Source organism: Streptomyces sp. NPDC025638 (genome assembly GCF_055558775.1).
The window spans coordinates 330,189-346,844 of record NZ_JBVHLX010000008.1 but is presented as its reverse complement, the minus strand read 5'-3'; the positions used below and the strand labels follow the sequence as shown (position 1 = coordinate 346,844).

17 protein-coding genes are annotated in these 16,656 nt (G+C 70.6%); 6 read left to right on the top strand and 11 right to left on the bottom strand.

The window, feature by feature from the left end; translation table 11 throughout:
- Positions 1 to 12 precede the first annotated feature (12 nt).
- A complete protein-coding gene (locus ACZ4EG_RS22795) occupies positions 13 to 387 on the bottom strand; it encodes a cupin domain-containing protein (protein WP_453549994.1) in 375 nt (124 codons plus the stop codon).
- A gap of 83 nt (positions 388 to 470) precedes the next feature.
- Between ACZ4EG_RS22795 and ACZ4EG_RS22790 the strand changes: the two genes are divergently transcribed.
- Positions 471 to 917, top strand: coding sequence for a MarR family winged helix-turn-helix transcriptional regulator (locus ACZ4EG_RS22790; RefSeq protein ID WP_390712216.1), 447 nt, complete (start codon positions 471 to 473; stop codon positions 915 to 917).
- A gap of 173 nt (positions 918 to 1,090) precedes the next feature.
- A complete protein-coding gene (locus ACZ4EG_RS22785; RefSeq protein WP_467791845.1) occupies positions 1,091 to 1,951 on the top strand; it encodes an esterase/lipase family protein in 861 nt (286 codons plus the stop codon).
- A gap of 53 nt (positions 1,952 to 2,004) precedes the next feature.
- Here ACZ4EG_RS22785 and ACZ4EG_RS22780 read toward each other — a convergent pair whose 3' ends face one another.
- The gene (locus ACZ4EG_RS22780) at positions 2,005 to 3,009 is read right to left on the bottom strand and encodes a lytic polysaccharide monooxygenase auxiliary activity family 9 protein (RefSeq protein ID WP_467791844.1); all 1,005 of its coding nucleotides are present in this window, start codon (positions 3,007 to 3,009) and stop codon (positions 2,005 to 2,007) included.
- Positions 3,010 to 3,189: 180 nt separating this feature from the next.
- Between ACZ4EG_RS22780 and ACZ4EG_RS22775 the strand changes: the two genes are divergently transcribed.
- Positions 3,190 to 3,639, top strand: coding sequence for a GNAT family N-acetyltransferase (locus ACZ4EG_RS22775; RefSeq protein WP_453549985.1), 450 nt, complete (start codon positions 3,190 to 3,192; stop codon positions 3,637 to 3,639).
- 13 nt (positions 3,640 to 3,652) lie between these two features.
- Here the strand turns inward: ACZ4EG_RS22775 and ACZ4EG_RS22770 are convergent, their stop codons facing one another.
- Positions 3,653 to 3,790 (bottom strand): hypothetical protein, encoded by a 138-nt coding sequence (locus ACZ4EG_RS22770; protein ID WP_363296593.1) that lies wholly within the window; start codon positions 3,788 to 3,790, stop codon positions 3,653 to 3,655.
- 138 nt (positions 3,791 to 3,928) lie between these two features.
- Between ACZ4EG_RS22770 and ACZ4EG_RS22765 the strand changes: the two genes are divergently transcribed.
- Positions 3,929 to 4,582, top strand: a complete 654-nt coding sequence (locus ACZ4EG_RS22765; protein ID WP_467791843.1) for a class I SAM-dependent methyltransferase — start codon at positions 3,929 to 3,931, stop codon at positions 4,580 to 4,582.
- Positions 4,583 to 4,618: 36 nt separating this feature from the next.
- Here ACZ4EG_RS22765 and ACZ4EG_RS22760 read toward each other — a convergent pair whose 3' ends face one another.
- On the bottom strand, positions 4,619 to 5,119 hold the full coding sequence (locus tag ACZ4EG_RS22760) for a ribonuclease FAU-1 family protein (protein ID WP_467791842.1): 501 nt from the start codon (positions 5,117 to 5,119) through the stop codon (positions 4,619 to 4,621).
- On the bottom strand, positions 5,100 to 6,029 hold the full coding sequence (locus ACZ4EG_RS22755; RefSeq protein ID WP_467791841.1) for a GNAT family N-acetyltransferase: 930 nt from the start codon (positions 6,027 to 6,029) through the stop codon (positions 5,100 to 5,102). The genes ACZ4EG_RS22760 and ACZ4EG_RS22755 overlap by 20 nt, the downstream gene beginning before the upstream one ends.
- Before the next feature lie 72 nt (positions 6,030 to 6,101).
- On the opposite strand from ACZ4EG_RS22755, the gene ACZ4EG_RS22750 reads away from it, so the two are divergent.
- Positions 6,102 to 6,473, top strand: a complete 372-nt coding sequence (locus ACZ4EG_RS22750) for a GntR family transcriptional regulator (protein ID WP_363296597.1) — start codon at positions 6,102 to 6,104, stop codon at positions 6,471 to 6,473.
- A gap of 81 nt (positions 6,474 to 6,554) precedes the next feature.
- On the opposite strand, the gene ACZ4EG_RS22745 is transcribed toward ACZ4EG_RS22750, so the two are convergent.
- Together ACZ4EG_RS22745 and ACZ4EG_RS22740 are read right to left on the bottom strand one after the other, a co-directional pair.
- Positions 6,555 to 7,337: a DUF72 domain-containing protein gene (locus tag ACZ4EG_RS22745; RefSeq protein ID WP_467791840.1), complete on the bottom strand. Its 783-nt coding sequence runs from the start codon at positions 7,335 to 7,337 to the stop codon at positions 6,555 to 6,557.
- Between the two features lie 36 nt (positions 7,338 to 7,373).
- Positions 7,374 to 8,468 (bottom strand): DUF5925 domain-containing protein, encoded by a 1,095-nt coding sequence (locus ACZ4EG_RS22740; protein ID WP_467791839.1) that lies wholly within the window; start codon positions 8,466 to 8,468, stop codon positions 7,374 to 7,376.
- 109 nt (positions 8,469 to 8,577) lie between these two features.
- Between ACZ4EG_RS22740 and ACZ4EG_RS22735 the strand changes: the two genes are divergently transcribed.
- A complete protein-coding gene (locus ACZ4EG_RS22735; protein ID WP_467791838.1) occupies positions 8,578 to 10,002 on the top strand; it encodes a GH39 family glycosyl hydrolase in 1,425 nt (474 codons plus the stop codon).
- Between the two features lie 21 nt (positions 10,003 to 10,023).
- Here ACZ4EG_RS22735 and ACZ4EG_RS22730 read toward each other — a convergent pair whose 3' ends face one another.
- Genes ACZ4EG_RS22730 through ACZ4EG_RS22715 form a run of 4 tightly spaced genes read right to left on the bottom strand, consistent with a single transcriptional unit; the run spans position 10,024 to position 16,478 of the window.
- Entirely contained in the window at positions 10,024 to 13,884 is a 3,861-nt protein-coding gene (locus tag ACZ4EG_RS22730) for a lipopolysaccharide biosynthesis protein (RefSeq protein ID WP_467791837.1), read from the bottom strand.
- The gene (locus tag ACZ4EG_RS22725) at positions 13,877 to 14,677 is read right to left on the bottom strand and encodes a polysaccharide deacetylase family protein (protein WP_453549965.1); all 801 of its coding nucleotides are present in this window, start codon (positions 14,675 to 14,677) and stop codon (positions 13,877 to 13,879) included. Before ACZ4EG_RS22725 ends, ACZ4EG_RS22730 begins: the two co-directional genes overlap by 8 nt.
- Positions 14,674 to 15,660, bottom strand: coding sequence for a glycosyltransferase family 2 protein (locus ACZ4EG_RS22720; protein WP_453549962.1), 987 nt, complete (start codon positions 15,658 to 15,660; stop codon positions 14,674 to 14,676). Before ACZ4EG_RS22720 ends, ACZ4EG_RS22725 begins: the two co-directional genes overlap by 4 nt.
- Positions 15,657 to 16,478: a glycosyltransferase family 2 protein gene (locus ACZ4EG_RS22715; RefSeq protein ID WP_453549960.1), complete on the bottom strand. Its 822-nt coding sequence runs from the start codon at positions 16,476 to 16,478 to the stop codon at positions 15,657 to 15,659. Before ACZ4EG_RS22715 ends, ACZ4EG_RS22720 begins: the two co-directional genes overlap by 4 nt.
- Positions 16,479 to 16,656 lie beyond the last annotated feature (178 nt).

Here is a 16,656-nt window from a genome sequence, read left to right as displayed (position 1 = left end):
TTCGGCCGGGCGTCAGTTGGCCCACGGCGGCGTGATGCGGGTGCCGTCGGCCAGCTCCGCCTCCAGGCCGATGGAGGTGGTGACCCAGGAGATCGCGGTGTGATCGGTCGGGTTCTCGACGGCGAGGGTCGCGCCCGGGTTGATGATCACCGTGTCGCCGGCGCCGATCCGCTCGCTGTGGCCGTCGAGGGTGATCAGAAGGTCGCCGACCAGCAGATGGAATATCTCCTCACGGGTGACGGTGTGGGCGGGGGCCTTGGTCCCCGCCGGGATCTCGCCCCGCCAGGCGCACAGCTCCTTGCTGCCGGTGAGGGGGGTGGCGTACGAGACGAAGCGGGCGCCGTGGATCTCGTGGGTCACGGCTTCGGACGAGCGGACGACGGGCAAGACGACCTCCGTTATTTGGTCAAGCTGCTTGACTACATGGTCAAGCAGCTTGACCAATCCGTCAAGGGTGTTTCAATGCCTCCGTGCAGAACTCCGAAGCCATAGGCCTGTCCGCCGCCCTGCTCGCCGTCGCCGGTGAGCTCACGCAACGCATTCACGACGGGGTCGTCGCCCGTGGCTTCGAGGGGCTGCGGCCCGCCCATGGCTTCGCCTTCGCGCGACTCGCCCCGGACGGGGCCACGGTGACCGACCTCGCCGCGCATCTCGGGGTGACCAAGCAGGCGGCCAGTCAGCTCGTCGACGAGATCGTGCGCAAGGGGTACGCCGAGCGGCGCCCGCATCCCGCGGACGCGCGGGCCCGGCTGATCGTGCTCACCGAGCGTGGCTGGGCCTGCACCCGGGCGGCGGAGGAGGCGGCCGCCGAGGCCGTGGGGGCGTGGGTCGAACTCCTGGGCGAAGGCGAAGTGCGCGTGTTGCGGGACCGGTTGGTGCGTATCGCGCCCTACGGTCCTGTCAGGCCTGCTTGGTGACGGTCCACCGGCGATCCGGTGCGTCGCTGGTTATCACTGGAAGTTTTTACTGACGCGTAACTTCACACTTGCGCTACTCGCCCGTAACTTGACGAGTGAACAGCATCCTTCGTGATCCGGATCACAGGGCGTCATGCCGTCGCAACTCCCTTGAGCCGCAAGGAGATCACCCGATGCTGCCCTGGAAGAGAGTCGCCAGACCCCTCGTCGCACTGCTCCTGGCCGCCACCGTCGCCGCCGTCCCCGCCGCCACCGCCCACGCCTCCACCGCCCCGACCAGCGGTTGGAACGACTACTCCTGCAAGCCGTCCGCGAGCCACCCCCGCCCTGTCGTGCTGGTCCACGGCACCCTGGGCAACTCCATCGACAACTGGCTGTCCCTCGCACCGTACCTGAAGGACCGCGGGTACTGCGTCTTCTCCCTCGACTACGGACAACTGTCCGGTGTCCCGCTCTTCCACGGCCTCGGCCCCATCGACAAGTCGGCACAGCAACTGTCCGACTACGTCGACAAGGTGCTCTCCGCCACCGGCGCCGCCAAGGCCGACCTCGTCGGCCACTCGCAGGGCGGCATGATGCCCCGCTACTACCTGAAGTTCTTCGGCGGAGCCGCCAAGGTGAACGCCCTGGTCGGCCTCGCCCCCGACAACCACGGGACGAACCTGAACGGCCTGACCAACCTGCTGCCGTACTTCCCGGGCGCCGAAGACCTGATCAAGGCCACCACCCCTGGCCTCGCCGACCAGATCGCCGGCTCCGACTTCCTCACCACGCTCAACGCGGGCGGCGACACCGTCCCCGGAGTGCACTACACGGTCATCGCCACCAAGTACGACGAGGTGGCCACGCCCTGGCGCAGCCAGTACCTGAGCGGCTCGGACGTCAACAACGTCCTGCTCCAGGACCTGTGCCCGCTCGACCTCTCCGAACACGTGGCGATCGGGCTCTTCGACCGCATCGCCTTCCACGAAGTGGCCAACGCGCTCGACCCGGCGCACGCCACCGCCACCACCTGCGCGTCGGTGTTCAGCTGACGTTCGCCGGGGCCTGTCCGGCCTGAGCCGCCGGTCAGGCCCCGGAGCCTTGTTCAGCGGCCGCCACGGCCACCGCTGATCGCACGCCGCCGGACCGAGGCGAACGCGGCGGCGGACCCGATCGCCAGGGCGGCCGCGCCCCCGATCGCCAGGTACGGCGTGCTGCCGTCGGCGCCGGTCTCGGCGAGTTCCTTGGAAGTGCCGGCCGCCTCGGGTGCGTTGGCCGGGCCGGCCTCGGCGCGTGCCGTGGGTTCCGCCGACGTACCGGCGTCGTCGTCCCCGTGACCGTGGTGCTCGATCGTCGACTTGTCGGCACCGGTCTCGATCTGCTCGTCCGAGGGCGCGGAGGCGGTCGGCGCCGGGGTGGTGCCGCCGGCCGTACCGCCACCGTTGCTCCCACCGCCCTTCCCGCCGTCCGTTCCGCCGCCGAAGGCCACGTCCGAGCAGGAGTAGAACGCCTCCGGGCTGTCCGACCGCTGCCAGACCGCATAGAGGAGCTGCCGGCCGGAGCGCTCGGGGAGGGTGCCCGAGAACGTGTAGAAGCCGCCCGAGGCGACCGGGTTCGTCGCCGTCGCCACTGGGTGCGCCAGATCCAGGTCGCCCCAGCCGAGCGGCTTCGACGGGTCGTAACCGGGCTTGGTGACATAGACCTTGAAGGTGCCCCTGTGCGGGGCGGTCACGCGGTACTTGAAGGTGTACGGACCACTGCGCACGCTCGTCGCCGGCCAGTCGGCGCGGGCCAGGTCGAGCCCCTTGAACTCGTCGTTGTCGGCGCTGCACAGCTTGCCGTCCGGGATCAGCTGCTGGTGACGCCCGTTCGCGTCACCGATCCGGATGCCGTTCCAGTCGTAGAGCGCCTGGGTGCCGCCGGCCGCGACCGCCGCTTTGCAGGCCGCCGACTTCGGGCTCTCCGGACCCTCCGCGTAGCACTGCGACACCCGGCTGACCGGGTCGCCCATCGAACCGTGCGCCGAGGCGGGCGCGGCGGCGAGGGCGGTCAGCGCGAGCGGGGCCAGACCGAGGGCGGCGACAGCGGCGGCCGTGCGGCGTGCGGGCATGGGGAACTCCTCGGACGGTCCTCGGTGCGGGGCGGATCCAGGGTGGGGGATCCCGTGGGGGGTGATCCGAAACTAGCCGCAAGGAACCGCGAAATCGCCTGCTGAAAGCGGGTGATGGAGATCCTTATGGTGCCGTTAAGGGAGTGCTCAGGCTGCGCTGAGGTAGGTAGCGTGCGCGGCATGGAGAACGACGAGATCCGGCCGGCCACGGCCGCCGATGTGGCCGCCGTGAAGTCCGTGACCGACGCGGCGTACCACCACTACATCGAGCGCATCGGGGTGGTTCCCGGGCCCATGCGGGCGGACCACGTGGCGGACGTCGCCGCGGGGCGGGTGTTCGTGACGGGCGAGCCCGTGATCGGCCTCGTCGTGGTAGAGGCGCACGAGGACCATCTGTTCCTCGACAGCATCGCCGTCCACCCCGATGCGCACGGCAGGGGAGTGGGACGGCGGCTGCTGGAGTTCGTGGACGCACGCGCGCGTGCGCTCGGCCTGCCCGAGGTCAGGCTCTATACGAACGCGATGATGTGGGAGAACCAGAAGATCTATCCGAGGTTCGGATACGAGGTGGTGGAGCGTCGCGTGGACGGTCCGTACGACCGCTTCCACTACCGCAAGCGACTGGAGTGACGCGCCTTCGGCGTCAGCCGTCGGGCCACCAGGTGCGTGCGATGTCCTTCCGCACCTCGGGGCGTCCCGCGGGGCGCTCGTCGACCTCGTCGCGGTGCCGGCGGCTGTTGTCGGTCCTCTTCAGGGGCTTCTGCACGGTGGTGCGGCGCATGGCTGCCTCCTTCAGTGCCTACCGAGGCCCGCGGTCTCACGGAGGTAGACGCTTTCGGCGAGAGTTCCTCATCGGTCCCGGTCTGTCAGTGGCCGCTGTCACGATTCGACTGTCAGTGGCGGGTGTCACTCTGGGGCCATGACGAACGAGAGTGACCGAACGGCTGCGGTGGGTGCGGACGCGATCGACTGGGACGCCGAGGCGGCCACCTTCGACGACGAGCCGGACCACGGCCTGCGCGACCCCGAGGTGCGCGCGGCCTGGGCGGAAAGGCTCACCGCCTGGCTCCCCGGCCGCCCCGCCGACGTCCTGGACCTCGGCTGCGGCACGGGCAGCCTGTCGCTCCTCGCCGCCGAGCGGGGACACCGCGTGACCGGCGTCGACCTGTCCGCGCCCATGGTGGAGCAGGCCCGCGCCAAGCTCGCCGGGCGTGACGCGGTGTTCCTGGTCGGCGACGCGGCGGCACCCCCGGTGGGGGAGCAGCGCTACGACGTCGTGCTGGTACGGCATGTGCTGTGGACGCTGCCCGACCCCGCCCGCGTACTGCGCCACTGGCGGGGGCTGCTGCGGCCTGGGGGTACCTCCCACGCTTTCGGCAGTGGGGGAGGGCGGCTCGTGCTGGTCGAGGGCGTGTGGGGGACGGTCACCCCGGTCGGCATACCCGCCGACCGGCTCGTCGGCCTCCTGGAACCGCTCGCCGGGCACGTGCGCGTGGAGCGGCTGTCGGAGGACGCACGGCTGTGGGGGAGGCGGGTGGACGACGAGCGGTACGCCGTGGTGGCGACGATATGAGCCGCCGCCGCGCCGATGGGGGTCAGTAGCGCCGCGTCAAGTCGTCAGGGCCTCGAAGTCACCCTCACGGGCCAGTGACTCCAGCTCGTCGAAGGCGGCCAGGGCGGCAGCGGCGGCCCGCGGGTCCGTCTGTGCCAGACCGCTCTCGGCGAACTCGTCCTCGTCCAGGCGTCGTACGTCCGTGCCGTCGGCCGAGCGCCACAGGTCCAGGTCGAGGTCCTCGACGACCAGGTCCGTGCCGGAGAGCGTCGCGGGCCGGGTGATGTCGCAGTACCAGCCCTTGAGCGTGCCGTCACCGGCGCGGACCTCCTTCACGGAGTACCAGCGGTCGCGCCAGTAGTACTCGGTGAACACATCACCCGGCTCGAAGCGCACAAAGCCGAAGTCGCGCACACGCTCGCCCGCCCAGGGGGCCCGCACGGACACGCGCACGCCGTCGTCGCGGAGCAGCTCCGCCGGGTAACGGATCTTCGTACGGCCGCCCTTGACGAGCACGACCTCCACGACGGTGGCCCGGTCAGCCGAGTTCGCGGACATGGTGCACCTCCGTCGCACAGACCTCGTACCCGAACCACTTGTTGATCGCGAGCATCGGACCGTTGCCGGTGTCGTTGCCCGTGAACGCCTCCGTGTATCCGGCGGCGCGGGCGCGCTGCAGGGAGTCGTTCTTGGCGAGCTTGGCCAGGCCCCGGCCGCGGAAGGCGCGGGCCGTGCCCGTCATGACGGTCCCGTACCGGGTGCCGCCGTCCGTGCGGGCCGCGCTGAACGCGACGGGTCGGCCGTCGGCGACGGCGACCGACGTCAGCTCGGGGCTGAACAGCGGGTGGTGCCAGGTCTCCTGGAGCCAGGCCTCGTAGTCCGTGAACTCGTGATCGATGTCGCTCGGTTCGTCGGCCAGTGTCTCCGCGTCCAGGGCGAACAGCGGGCGCGGGTCGTCCGCGAAGTCGGCGCCCGTACGCAGCTCGACGCCCGGCGGGAGGTCCTGGCGCGGCGGCAGGGTGCCGTGTGCCAGGTCGAGGCGCAGGAAGTGCGCGGAACGGCTCGCGCGATAGCCGCGCCGCTCGGCGAAGGAGCGGTTGCCGGGCTCGTCCAGGACCCAGGCGAAGAGCTTCGTCGCTCCGTGCGCGGCCAGGTGCTCCTCGGCCGCCCGCACCAGGAGCGCCCCGGCGCCGCGGCGCGTCCGCTCCGGGTTCGTGTACACGTTCAGATAGCCCTGGCCGGGCTGGGGGCTGTCGTAGGCGATCCCGACCTGGGCCGTGCCGATGATCTCGCCGTCCTCCTCCGCGACCAGGGGGCGGAAGTGGGCCTCGGGGTGGGCGTGGGTGATGTCGTAGGCGATGGAGCCGGGAGTGACGAGGAAGAAGGGGAGGGCGAGGTGCCGGACGTGGGCGAAGCCCTCTGCATCGGCTCGGACTTCGGGACGCAGGTCCCGCACGATCACTGTCATGGGGCCGCACGGTATGCGGGAGCCGTGTCGGGATGCCTCTCATTTTCCGGTGGGTGCGGGACAATCGGCCCCGTGACCTTGAAGATCCACATCGACGACAGCGCGCCGCCGTACGAGCAGGTGCGGGCGCGGATTTCCGAGCAGGCGCGGTCGGGTGCGCTGCCGGTGGGATATCGGCTGCCGACCGTACGGGGGCTGGCCGAGTCGCTGGGGCTCGCGGTGAACACGGTGGCCAAGGCGTACCGGGCGCTGGAGTCGGACGGGGTGATCGAGACCCGGGGACGCAACGGCACGTTCGTGGCTGCCGCCGGCTCGGCCGCGGTCCGTGAGGCGGCGTCGGCTGCTCAGGCTTACGTCGAGCGTGTTCGGCGGCTCGGGTTGGACGAGGAGGCGGCTCTGGCCGCCGTGCGGGATGCCCTGCGGGCGGCTTACGGGGAGGGGTGAGGCGAGTTCGGCACCGCCGGGATGCGTCCTTGTGGCTGAGCGCCGTTGCGGCGGAGACGAATATCAGCTGTGTGCGCCGAGTTAGATCGACTGCCGGCGGTGTGCGCCGAGTTCCGGTGTGCGGGTTGCCGTCAGGTCTGCCCCTGTCGCCAGTCTGCCGAAGGTCCGCGCGTCCTCCACCGCCGCGCCGCCGGGGTCGTTGTTGAAGTACGTGTAGACGTCGTGGTCGTCGGACCAGGTCGTCGCGATGCGGTCGACCCAGGTCTCCAGGGAGCGGCGGCCGTAGCGCGGCCACGGCCGGGCGCGGCCCTCGTGGAAGCGGACGTAGCCCCAGTCCGTGGTCCGCCACAGCGGGGTCACCGGGTGGGCCTGCACATCGGCCCAGCACAGCGCGGCGCCCCGGGACTCCAGGACCTCGCGGACGTCGGCCGTCCACCATGAATCGTGGCGGGGCTCGACCGCGACCCGTGTGCCGGACGGGAAGCAGGCGAGGCAGGCGTCCAGCAGAGCGGGGTCGACGCGCAGGGTCGGCGGCAGCTGGAGGAGGACCGGGCCGAGGCGGGCACCCAGGCCGGCCGCATGCGACATCAGACGGTCCACCGGTTCCGCCGGCTCCTTCAGCCGCTTGATGTGCGTGAGGTACCGGCTCGCCTTCACCGCCACCACGAAGTCGTCCGGCAGCCGGTCCCGCCAGGCCTCGAAGTTCTCCCGCGTCGGCAGCCGGTAGAACGCGTTGTTGATCTCCACCGTGGCGAAACGGCGCGCGTACTCCTCCAGCCACAGCCGCACCGGCACATCGGCGGGATACAGGACGCCCCGCCAGTCCTTGTACTGCCACCCGGACGTGCCGACGTACAGGGTCATACATCCATCAAAGCACCGGCCGGCAGCGGGGGCCTCCTACAGATACAGCCCCGCGTCCGCCCCGTCCCGAGCCCCCGGCACCGACGTCGGCGACGTGCCCCTGCGCAGCGCGTACAGCTCCGCGAGCGTCGCGCCCTCCCGGCCCACGCCGTCCTCCCGGCCCAGCCAGGCCACCGACTCCCGGCGGGTCAGCGGGCCCACCTCGATCCGGGCCAGGCAGCGGCCGGGACGGACCACGGCCGGGTGGAGGCGCTCCAGGTCCTCGTTGGTGGTGACCCCGACCAGCACATTGCGGCCCTGGCCCAGCAGGCCGTCGGTCAGGTTCAGCAGCCGCGACAGCGCCTGTCCCGCCGTGTGCTTGGCCTCGCCGCGGATCAGTTCGTCGCAGTCCTCCAGCAGAAGCAGCCGCCAGCGCCCCTTGCCCGCCGTGTCCTCCTCGCCGATCGCGATGTCCATCAGATAGCCGACGTCGGAGAACAGCCGCTCGGGGTCCAGCACACAGTCCACCTGGCACCAGTCCCGCCAGGAGCGGGCCAGTGTGCGCAGGGCCGAGGTCTTGCCCGTGCCCGGCGGACCGTGCAGCAGCAGAAGGCGGCCCGCGATGTCCTCCGGGGTCGTCTTCATCAGGCGGTCCATGGCCTCCGCCACCGGCGTGGTGTAGTTGGGCCGGACCTCGTCCCAGGTGCCCGCGGAGATCTGGCGGGTCGTGCGGTGGGGGCCGCGCCTCGGTGACACGTACCAAAAGCCCATGGTCACGTTCTCCGGCTGCGGCTCGGGCTCGTCCGCCGCGCCGTCCGTGGCCTGGTCGACGACCTTCTTCGCCAGCTCGGCGCTGGTCGCGGTCACCGTGACGTCCGCGCCCCGGTTCCACCGGGAGACGAGGAGCGTCCAGCCGTCCCCCTCGGCCAGCGTCGCGCTGCGGTCGTCGTCGCGGGCCACACGCAGCACCCGGGCGTCCTGCGGCAGCAGGCTCGCGCCGGAGCGCACCCGGTCGATGTTGACCGCGTGCGAGTAGGGTTGCTCGCCCGTCGCGAAGCGGCCGAGGAACAGCGCGTCGACGACGTCGGACGGCGAGTCGGAGTCGTCGACGTTGAGCCGGATCGGCAGAGCGTCGTGTGGGTTCGCAGACATGCCGCCATGATCCGGCACCGACGCGCTCCGTGCACTGCATTTCCGCCGCTTGTTCCGGTGTTCCCAACACCTCTCCCGTACACGAAATTCGCCATTACTGTTGTCCTTGATGGGACGTCATGGGTGGAATTCGGGGAATCGGCGGTGGCGGCTCACCGCCCTGCTCGGCGTGGGAATGGCCGCGCTGGCCCTCGTGGTGACCCTGATCAACACGCTCCCCGGCAAAGGCGCGAGCACCGCGGGCACCACCCGCGACGGCGACAAGGTGCACGGCACACCGGCCACCCCGCCCCACGCGACCGACCCCTATGTCGGCTGGGGCTTCACCCACACCCAGTACAGCGCCGACGAGGGCAGCGACTCCGTCACCCGGCGCGTCGAGGAACTGCTGGCCAAGAACGGCGGGCTGCCGCAGAACCAGCACATCATGGGCTGGGGCGCGGACAACCCCGAGCCGGTGAAGGGGCGATACGACTTCGGTGCGATGGACCGCCGTATCGACTTCATGCGCAAGTCCGGCGCCACCCCGGTCGTCACGCTGTGCTGCTCCCCGGACTGGATGAAGGGCGGCAAGGCGGGTGTCGGCAACACCGACTGGAGCCAGGCCGCCCTGGAGACGGCGCCGACCCCCGACCACTACCAGGACTTCGCCGACCTCGCCGCGACCGTCGCCAGGCGCTATCCGGACGTACGCCACTTCATCGTCTGGAACGAGTTCAAGGGCTTCTGGAACAACGGCAAGGGGCGCTGGGACTACGAGGGCTACACCACGATGTACAACCTTGTGTACAAGGCCCTGAAGAAGGTGAACAAGGGCATCATGGTCGGCGGGCCGTACCTGGTCATGGACAGCGTCGACCCACGTCAGACCCAGGACGCCTCCACGACGTTCCGGGGTGCCTGGGGAGCCATGGACCAGCGGGTCCTGGACGCCTTCGACTACTGGAACACGCACAAGTCCGGCGCCGACTTCGTGGTCGTCGACGGCTCCAGCTACACCAACGACGACGACATGCTGCCCGACGAGTTCGCCGCCACCGACAAGCTCACGGCGGTGAGCGAGTGGGTGCGTTGGCAAACCCACGACCTGCCCCTGTGGTGGGCCGAGTACTACGTCGAGCCCGCCGACGGCAACGACGACCGCAAGGGCTGGTCCGAGACCCATCGCGTCGCCGTCCAGGCCACCGGAATGATCGCCATGGTCAAGGGCGGCGCCGAATCCGGCTTCTACTGGAACCCGGAGGAGAAGAAGGGCACCGACTGCGCCGGCTGCCTGTGGACGCCGACCGACGGCGCGGACGGGGGCAAGCAGCTGCCCATGTACGACCTGGTGTCGAGGTTCGGCAAGGCGTTCGGGCCCGGCACCCGGTACGAGACCGTGTCCGTCGCCAAGAACGACGTGCCCAATGTCCGTGTGCTGGCCAGTGACAAGACCGTCCTCGTGGTCAACACACTCGACCGGACCATCAGCGCCCAGGTCGACGGGAAGCGGTTCGACATGCATGCGTACGAGGTGAAGTGGCTCGCCCGCTAGCCCGGCGAGCCACTTCTGGCCTCACTTCATGGTCAGGAACCGCTGCACCAGCGAGGCCAGCAGGACCGCCAGCAGGGGCAGCGAGAACCAGAAACTGCTCTGCAGCCAGCGCAGTTGACGCACCCCGGGCCGCACCGCGACCCGGACCACCTCGCGCGCGGTGAGCAGCAGGATCAGTGCGACCGCCGCGAGCCCGCCGACCACCGACCACGGCGTCCAGGTCACCTGCGGCCCGATCGGACCGGGATCCGGCCGCGGCACCTTGCCCGCGGGCTGCTTGCGCATCGCGTACATCGTGACGTCGTCGTTGACCAGGACCTTCGTCAGCTCCTGCCGGTTGTCCAGGTTCTGGATCAGCCGGGACTCCCAGGTCGCCGAGTAGCCCACGTCCATCTGGAGGTAGGTGATCTGGCTCCTGTTGAGCATCAGATACGAGTTCGGGCCCGCGTCCTTGAGCGCCTTGACCAGGCCCGACACCAGGACCGGGTCGGTCGGGGCCAGGGTCGGCACATAGTTGACCCGCTCCATGTCCCGCGCGCCCCACGGCATCGCCGGTGTCACGTTGTTGACCGTGTCGTTGCTCAGCCACAGCAGCCGTACGGTCGGCTTGTCATGGGCGTACACATAGTCCATGGCCGCGACCTCGCCCGGCCGGATCCGCTCGAACGGCTCGTTGCCCCAGCGGGCCACCAGGAAGCCGCCCATGAGCAGCAGGCCCGCCATGAGCGCGGCCAGCGGAGCCAGACTGATCCGGTCCTTGTCGCGCTCCTTCGCGGTGACCCCGGTGCGCGGGAACAGGGCCAGCGCACCGAGCAGGGCCGCCCCTGGCAGCGCGAACATGAAGACGCGCAGCGCCATCTCGCCGCCGTACGACTGCATGCCGAAGCCCAGGAACGGGACGAAGGTGAGCACCAGCAGCGACCGCTCGCGGTACTTGTGGTCGCGCCGTCGCCACCAGCCCCAGCAGGCGAACACCATCACCCCGCCGGCCAGCAGCACCCGGGTGTACAGAACCAGCTTGTGTGTCGAACTGCCGCCCTGGATACGGCCGGAGACGGAGGTCGACACATTGCTGCCGACCCCGCCGACCCCGCCGAACAGGTCGTTGAAGTGACCGGACCAGTACGGCTCCGCCATGAACCCGAGCCACACCGCGGCCAGCACCCCGAACAGGATCGGCAGACCGCGCAGCTCCGATCGGCCGATCAGGACCAGCACCGCCAGTACGCCCAGCATCACGAACGGGGTGAGCTGGTGCGCCGGGACGCTCGCCGCGTACAGACCGATGAGCACCATGAGCAGCACGGCCCGCTGACGCCGGTCCGCCGGCTCGACCTCGGCCTCACCGGGGCGGAACTTCGTCCAGATCACGCGCGGGGCGCGGAACCAGACGAGGAGGACCGCCACGAAGACGAGGTAGAGCAGATAGGTGAAGCCCTGCGGGGAGAAGTAGTCCTGGCCGACCCAGCCGCTGAGCACGAAGATCCAGATGCCGGTCCACTTGGCCCGCCAGCTCGCCCGCATATGGCGCACGAGCAGGAACATCGGGGCCAGATAGGCGAGCTGGATGCCCGTCGGCCACCAGCGGATGATCTCCGTGAAGTCCGTGATCCCGCACGCCTTGGCGACGAACGCGGCCACCGCGAAGAAGCCCGGCCAGCTCCAGCGCGCGTCCAGGTCCGGCACCGCGGACCCGGTGCGGTCGATGTAGTCGATGAACCCGAGGTGCTGCCAGGCCGTCGCGAACCGCGGTTCCGTCTCGATCACGGCCGGCAGGGCGTGCAGCGACACCACCGTCGCAAGGAGGGTGACCAGCAGCAGCGCCCGGTGCTCGCGGCGCAGCCAGAGCAGCGAGGCGAACACCGCGATCAGCAGCACGGCCCCGACCAGTGTGGGCAGCGGCAGTACGGAGATCAGGCCGAGCCCGCCCATGTCGTCCAGGTCGGACTCGCCGAGCCGTAGCGCCGGCACCCAGTAGAGCAGGAGCGCGGCGATCAGCAGACAGCCGAGGACGACTCCGGAGCGGGTGGGCGTCAGCCGGTCGCGCAGCGACGCGGCCGCTGTCCCGGGCGGGCCCTCGTCCGGTGGTGTCGTGGTTTCCTCCGGCGCGTCGGGAGCCTCCGCTACGACATCCTCCTCGAACGGCGCGTCGACCTCGGCCTCCTTCAGCAGCGAGGCCTCGGCCGGACCCAGCGAGGCCTCCGAGCCCGGCTCGCTCCCCCACTCTCGGATTCGCTCGAGCGGGGGGACCCCCATTTCGACGGGCAGTCCCACGGCCTCGGCCGGCCGAGGCCGCAGTGCCCACGTCGGCCGGTCCTCGGGGTGCGGCACGGGCGTGCCCGTGGGCGGGGTGCCCGGACCGGGGCGCACGTCGGGGCGGCGCTCCAGATGGTCGAAGTCGACGTGGATGCCCAGCGCGAGGGTGTCGGAGTCCAGTGCCCAGGCCGGACCCCGCCTGCGCGGCTGGGTGGTGGCCGGGACCTCGGGCGCGCCCAGGTCGGCGAGGTCGCCGTCCGGTGCCGCGTCCTCGGGGATCTCGTCCGGTGCCGCCCGGAGCGTCTTCCACAGCCGGGGCGCGGCGATCGTCACGATCACCGCAAGGCTGGAGATCTCGGCCACGCCCGCGCCGGTCAGCCCCATACGGGGGAGCAGCAGCAGCGTCAGACCGAGGACCAGGACGCACAGCAGCCCCTGCAGCCAGGCGAGTCCGGCGGTGCGGCTCTGGGCGCGCAGCACGGCGAAGTACGTCTCCATCACGACCCGCAGCAGCGCGCCGACCGCGAACCAGCGCAGCAGCGGGGTCGCCGCGTCCGCGTAGCCCGTGCCGAACACGCCGAGGATCCACGGCGCCCCGACGAACAGCAGCCCGCAGATCGGCAGCATGATCCGGGCCATCCGCCGCAGCGCCGCCCGGGTGTTGGCGGCCAGCCGGGCGGGCTCGTGCGAGCCCTCGACGGTCAGGGACGCGCCCATGTTGATGGCGAGCAGATTGACCGTGCCGCCGATCGTGGTGGTGATGTAGAAGTACGCGTTGTCCTCGGAGCTGACCTGCGAGGCGATGATCACCGGGACGAGGTAGACCACGGCGAGCGAGAACAGCGAGCCGGTGTAGTCCCCGGCGAGGAATCTGCCGACCTCCCTCAGCGTGGGCGGACGCGTGTGCTCCGCGGTCGCCTTGACGTGCCGGGGCACCAGACGCCTGAACACCAGCCAGCCGAGCGGCACCACCGAGGTGGCGATCGCGGCGACCCAGGAGACGAAGACACCGGTCGTCGGGATCGCCACCGCGAACGCGACCAGCAGACCCAGTTTGACGGCCGAGAACACGGTGTTGCCGACCGGCACCCAGGGCGCGCTGCGCAGTCCGGTCAGCACACCGTCCTGGAGGGTGAGCACGTTCCAGGCGACGACGGCCACGACGAAGCCGAGCCCGTTGAGCGGCCCGTGCAGAAAGCGGTACGACGGCCCCCACACGCCCAGCGTCATCAGGAAGACGCCCGCGCCCAGCGCCACGATCAGCGAACTGCCCGCGTACGTACGGAAGATCAGCCGTCCGGTGCCGCGCCCGGCGACAGGGATGAAGCGGGCCAGGGCGCCGGTCAGGGTCACCGCGGTCAGGCCCGCGAGCAGCTTCATCGCGGCGATCGCGGCGGAGCCCTGGCCGACCGCCGACTCGGTGTAGTAGCGGGCCGCGGCCAGCCAGAAGCCGAGCCCGAGGACGGCGGAGATGCCGGTGTTGAGCATCAGGGCATAGGCGTTCCGGAACAGTGGGCTGCCACCGGGCGACAGGCCCCTGACGGGCAGCCGGAGACGGCGCCCCGGCTGCTCGGGCGCCTGTGTCCCGGGCGATGCGGCCTCGGTCGTGGTCGTCGTGTCAGACACGGGAACGGATGGCCTTCCGGCGGACCTGACGTGCTCTGCGGAGGACGGCGTACCCCTTGGTGAGGGCACGGTCCCTGGCGAAGTTGCGGCCGATCGAACGGCCTTCGACCAGCCGCTCGAACTCCTCGGCGCCGGTGCCGCGGCGCACGGTGACCCGCTGCAGGGCGTACGGCCCCTGGTCGCGGCGGGCCAGCCCGTTGCCGACGGCGAGCGCCTGGGCGAACCCGGCCTCCCGCACGGCCCGGCGCACCCGGCGGCTGGAGTAGCCGTAGGGGTAGGCGAACGAGGCCGGCACGGTGCCCAGTTCGTCGGCGACGATCTCCTTGCAGCGGGTCAGCTCCGAGCGCAGCGTGTCGTCGTCGAGCTGGTCGAGCTGCGGGTGCGTATGGCTGTGCCCGCCGATCTCGACCCCGGAGCCCGCGAGTTCGCACACCTGGTGCCAGTCGAGCATGGTGTCCAGGCCGCCCCCGGTGTCGTAGGCGCCCCGGATCCAGCCGGTCGAGACGAACAGTGTCGCCGCGAAGCCGTGCTTGGCGAGGACGGGCAGGGCGTGCCGGTGCACGCCCTCGTAGCCGTCGTCGAAGGTGATCAGCACCGGGCGCTCGGGCAGCGGGCCGCCCGAGCGCCAGCTCGCCGCCAGCTCGGCCGTGCCGATGGGGGTGAGGCCCAGGTCGCCGATCAGAGCCATCTGCTCCGCGAACGCCTCCGGGGCGACCGACAGGTCCCAAGTGGCGTCGTTCGGCGCGGTCGCGACCGAGTGGTACATGAGAATCGGCACGCGGGTGTCGCTCATCCGGTCCCCCCTTCGATCTCCACGACGGAGAACGTGGTGTCACCTGTGCGCGCCCGTGCGCTCCCCACCACGTACCCGCCCGCCGCGGTGAGCACGCCGGCCACGATCGCCCCGGCCCGGCCGGCGCCGCCCGGCCGGGCCAGCAGTGCGTCCCGCAGGCCACGAGCGACCCCGGCGGGCAGCACACGCGTGGTGTACCGGCGTTCCGATTCGAGTCCCTTGTCCGCGCCCACGCTCCGGGCCACCAGGGCCTTCGACAGTCCCTCGGCGTAGGCGCGGGTGCGGAAGTACCGGAAGTGCTCGCGTGCTTCGGGAACCCGGTGGTGGATCACCGCCCGGTCGTCGATCAGCAGGATCGCGTCCGGCCGGGCGCGGGTGAGGCGGATGCACAGCTCCGTCTCCTCGCAGCCCAGCGGCCGTTTGTCGCCGTCGCGGCCGATGCCGGTGGCGAAGCCGCCCGCCGCGTCGAACGCCGTGCGACGGAAAGAAGCGTTTCCGCCCAGGACGTTGCGGACCCGGACCCGGCCCGCCGGCAGCCCCTTGTAGGTGCAGCCCACCACCCAGTCGAACTCCTCCGGGAACCAGGCGGGGCGGCGGCCCGACGCCCAGACCGGCATCGTGCGGCCGCCGACCGCCATCACCCGCGGGTCGGCGTACCCCTCGGCGAAGCGGCGCAGCCAGTCCCGCTCGGCCACGGCGTCGTCGTCGAGAAAAGCGATCACCTCGCCGTACGAGGCGGCGATGCCGGTGTTGCGGCCCGCGGACAGGCCACGGGGACCCGCGTTGGCGAGCACCCGTACCTCGCCGGCCTCCTTGTACTCCTTGGTGAGCCGCTCCAGGAGCGCCCGGTTGTGGTCGACGACCAGCAGCGTCTCCCGGGCGGGCCGGGACTGCGCGCGCACCGAGGAGACCGCCGCGAGGATGTCCTCCCAGCGGTCCTCGGTGTACACGCAGATCACGACGGAGATGTCGGGATCGCTCAAGACAGCTCTCCCCGGCCCGTGTTCAGCATCGGCGAGTGGTGCTCACGGCGCCGCAGCGCACGCCGGTTGGAGCGCTCCCTCAGGATGACCTTGAGCACCCGGAACCCGTCCCGCACGGCCCGCAGATTGCTCGTGCCGTGGATGCGGAGATACTCGTGGCTGGGAATCTCCTGCACCTTCAGCCCGGCCTTGACCACCCGGATGTTCATCAGGGTCTCCACCTCGAAGCCGGTGCAGTCGAGGTCGATCTTGTCGAGGCAGTGCCGCCAGAACGCGTTGTATCCGTAGCAGAGATCGGTGTAGCGGGCGCCGAACTTGCGGTTGACGATGGTGCACAGCGCCCAGTTGCCCAGCTTGCGGATGAAGGTCATGTCATCCGTGCCGCCGCCGTTGGCGAACCGCGAGCCCTTGGCGAAGTCGGCGCCCGAGACCAGGGCGGAGACATACGAGACGATCTCGTTGCCGTCGGCCGAGCCGTCCGCGTCGACCATCACGATGATGTCGCCGGTGCAGGCCTCGAACCCGGTGATCAGGGCATCCCCCTTGCCCTTGCCCCGCTGTTCGACGACCTTGACCTTCGGCCACAGTTCACGGGCCACTTCGACGGTGTCGTCGGTGGAATTGCCGTCCACAAGAACGACTTCGTGGATCCAGTCCGGAAGCGTCTTGAAGACGTAGGGCAGATTCTCCGCCTCATTCATGGCGGGGATCACCACGCTCACCGGCGGCGCAATGGCCAGGTGAGAGGAGATCGGCCGGTAGGTGCCCGTCATTAACGGACCTTGGCCCGAAGTGGGCGGGCGCACAACAGAACTCATGAGTCTTGTCCCTCTCGTCCGGTGGACCGCCCGCCCCTGGGCGGCCCGGCTCTGTATCCGGTTCGAAAGGGGGGTTCTCACATACGGCACGGCGAACGGATCTCCGTGCACGCGGGTGAGCTGGCAAAAGCTGGCCGGGCTGCCGGGAAAAACGGCAGCCGGTCGCGCGGCACGACTC